Source organism: Candidatus Desulfolinea nitratireducens (assembly GCF_982879505.1).
On record NZ_CEYOSI010000285.1, the window covers coordinates 1 to 3,685 of the forward strand.

Consider the following 3,685-nt stretch of genomic DNA (forward strand, 5'->3'; position numbering starts at 1 on the left):
CCAAGTTTCTCAGGGGTCGCTTCATACCGTGGAACAATGCCCATAATTTCGCCTTCACAAATAACGGCAATCCGATCAGAGATCGCCATGATCTCATCAAGGTCTTCAGAGATCATTAGTATTGCTGTGCCATCACGTCGTTGTTCAAGCAGTTGAGCGTGGACATATTCCGTCGCGCCTACATCAAGACCCCGCGTTGGTTGGGCCGCAACAATAACACGGGGCTTGCGGGATATTTCACGTGCCAATACCACTTTTTGGATATTTCCGCCGGAAAGACTGCCTGCCTTGGTCTCTCGTGAGGGTGTTTTTACCCCGAACTTATCAATAAGATCATCGCTATGCCTGGCAATAGTTTTCAACATGAGGAAGCCTTTTTCAGCAAACGGGCTGATATGATGCTCGCGCAAGACCATATTTTCGGCTATCGTGAAATTCTTAATCATCCCATCTCTCATCCGTTCTTCGGGGATATAAGAAAGCATTCGTTCCGTTATTTTTCCGGGGGCGAAGTGAGTGATATCTTCATCTTCGAGAATCACTTTTCCTTTTGTAACCTCGCGTAGCCCGGTGATTGCTTCCGCCAGTTCACGTTGACCGTTCCCTGAGATTCCCGCCAAACCCAAAATTTCTCCTGAGTGAATTTTTAGCGAAACGTCACGCAGGGCGGGGGTACCCCTGTCACTATCACAAGCGAGATTTTCGAGTGTCAGACGCGAGGGACCCCGATTGATCTCATCAAGATCGCGAGTCATAATGACTTCACGTCCGACCATCCAATTTGCCAATTCTGATTTGGTGATATCGGATACATTCTTTGTGCCGACCTTCGCACCATCGCGCAAGACGGTAACACGATCACAAATATCCATGATCTCATGAAGCTTATGCGATATAAAAATCAAGGCATGTCCATCCGCAACCATCTGGCGCATGATGATGAAAAACTCATCCACTTCCTGTGGGGTGAGGACGGCTGTCGGCTCGTCGAGAATGAGCAGAGCAGCGCCACGATAGAGCGCTTTGATAATTTCAACGCGTTGCTGTTGCCCCACCGAGAGTTGCCAGATATAGGCATCTGGGTCAATTTTCAGTCCGTAGATCTCTGCCAACTCCAAAATCCGTTGGGAAACCTTATCGAGATCGGTCAGAAATCCACGCGAGGAGGGCAAGCCCAATGCGACATTTTCGGCCACCGTGAGTGTCTCTACGAGCATAAAATGCTGATGGATCATTCCAATGCCGTGATTAATGGCATCCGTTGGTGATTCAATAGTGATTTTTTTGCCGTTTAGAAAAACCTCACCATCGCTGGGATCATATAAACCATAAAGAATTTTCATCAGGGTGCTTTTACCGGCACCGTTTTCGCCCAGAAGAGCATGTACTTCTCCGGAGCGGACTTCAAAATTTACATTATCGTTGGCAAGGACGCCAGGAAAACGCTTTGTGATTCCACGCAGTTCCAATGTATCGATTCGAGTATGTCCTGAAGGAAGTTTATTCTCGGTCATAGATTTATCCTGTTTAGCAATTATGCCTTTAGTAGTAGTCATTTTCACTAATTTCTTATAAAGAAATCAGGCGGCCAGAAGGATTTCTGGCGGCTTGATCTTTCAATAAGAATTTCAACCTGCCCTCTTACTAACCAGAGGGCAGGTTGAAATATTTTAGATATTTACTCTACTGGAATTACGATAGAGCCATCAATGATGCCAGCTACAGCCGCATCGGCTAGGGCTTTGACGTCATCGGGGAGGGTGTAACCACTGTTGTAATCCATCACCAAACCACCATTGGCCAGTGTAATGGTATAAGCTTCACCGCCATAGGTGCCTTCATGGATCAAAGCAAGGATTTCATCAAGGACTACACTCCAGTCATAAACCTGATTGGCCACAACGATATCAGGGGCAAGTGAGGTCTGGCTGGATTGCGTGCCGAACCAAAGTGCGCCATTCTCTTCGGCAACACCAATTGCACCGACAACCATCTGAGCAGTACCGGTCAAGACATCTGCGCCAGCGGCAACATGGGTGCTGGCTGCTTCAGAAGCCAGGGCAACATCGGAGAAGGAACCGATCCAGTTGACGTTAACAACAACATCAGGATTGGTCGCTTCTGCGCCAGCAACAAAACCTTTAACATAAAGGGATGCGTCACCAGCTTCAATGGGCCCAACAACGCCGATCACGCCTGCTTCAGAGAGGCTGGCAGCGATGACACCGTTTACGTAGCCACCCTCTTGAGAGTTGGCTTCATAAGCGAAGACGTTGGTGATACCATCGTCAGAGAAGGTGTTAAGGGTGGTTCCCCAGGCAAAGGAGGTCTCTGGAAAATCAGGAGCAATTTCCTGCAAGGATGATCCGTACTGCGAACCATGGGCAATAACAAGATTGTAGCCTTCGGAAGCATAGTCACGGATCGCGGCGGCGGCATCATCGACAACAAACATGCCTTCAGAGTAAACGATTTCCATCGCTTCCTCGCCACCCATTTCAGCCTGTACAGCAAGCAAAGCATCAAACATGCTCTGGCTGAATGCCAAATCGGTAATGGAGCTGGGCATAATGATCGCAACTTTAAATGCTTCCATCATTTCTTCAGCAGCTGGTTCTTCTGCAGGAGCGGCGGGTTCTTCTGCAGGAGCAGCGGGTTCTTCAGCAACTGGAGCAGCAGGTTCTTCAGCAGGTGCGCCACCACAGGCACTCAAAACCAGGGCCAGCGCTAAAACCAAAACAAGTATTAAATTTCTTTTCATCTTCATCTCCTAAGTAAATTTGATACGGCCGAAACCGTAATATCCGAATAACTGGGTACAATCTTCAGGCAACCACCTCCTTCTTGAAACATTACATATTTTTAAAAGAAAAAACAGGGTGGGTCTTACTCACCACGATCAAAGGGCTTTGTCAACGCGGATGGTGATCTCACCCGTGAAACCGTAATGACCAAAACCACTATCGTCAGAATATAAGGAAGCATGATCGCAATCTCTGTAGGGATGGGGATATTCAAAACCTGCATCCACAATTGCAAGGAATTAACCATGCTAAAGAGCAGCGCGCCCGCCAAAACACCCCATGGACGCCAGGCACCAAAATATACAAGGGCAACGGCGATGAAGCCCAGACCGCTGGTCATATTTTGCTGAAAAACATTGAGAAGGGCGATGGAGAGCGATGCGCCCGCGACCCCAGAAAGGATTCCGCCTAAAATAATGGTGAAATAGCGGATGCGAGCCACGCTAACTCCGAGTGAATCTGCTGCTTCGGGGTTTTCCCCCACCGAGTGGATTTTTAATCCCAGTGTGGTTTTATTGAGTACAAACCACGCCACAGGAACAAGTAAAAAGGCACCATAGACCATCACATTATGCTGAAAGAAAATTTCGCCCAAAACAGGAATATCGCCCAGGAGCGGAATATGTAAAGATGGAAAACCTTTGACTGTTTCTACTGTGCCAAGCAGCATTTTGAAGAGCAATTCGCTCATTCCCAAGCCAAAGAGGTAGAAACCGATGCCGCTAATTCCCTGCTCAGCCTGCAAATTGACTGTCACAAAAGCCATCGCCAGGCCCATCACAGCGCCAACAAGAATAGCTGCCAAAAGCCCCAGTTCTAAACTGCCCGTTGTAAAAGCCACATAAAAGCCAGCGAAGGCTCCCAGCAACATTTGTCCATCT

Annotated in this window: 3 protein-coding genes; all 3 read right to left on the bottom strand. The window is 48.0% G+C overall.

What is annotated here, in order from left to right; translation table 11 throughout:
- On the bottom strand, positions 1–1,514 hold a 1,514-nt coding region (locus AC3DOM_RS16580; RefSeq protein WP_487920146.1), incomplete at its 3' end, for an ABC transporter ATP-binding protein.
- A gap of 164 nt (positions 1,515–1,678) precedes the next feature.
- Positions 1,679–2,761 carry a BMP family protein gene (locus tag AC3DOM_RS16585; RefSeq protein ID WP_487920147.1) on the bottom strand — a complete coding sequence of 361 codons (1,083 nt, stop codon included), beginning with the start codon at positions 2,759–2,761 and terminating at the stop codon, positions 1,679–1,681.
- A gap of 125 nt (positions 2,762–2,886) precedes the next feature.
- On the bottom strand, positions 2,887–3,685 hold a 799-nt coding region (locus AC3DOM_RS16590; RefSeq protein WP_487920148.1), incomplete at its 5' end, for an ABC transporter permease.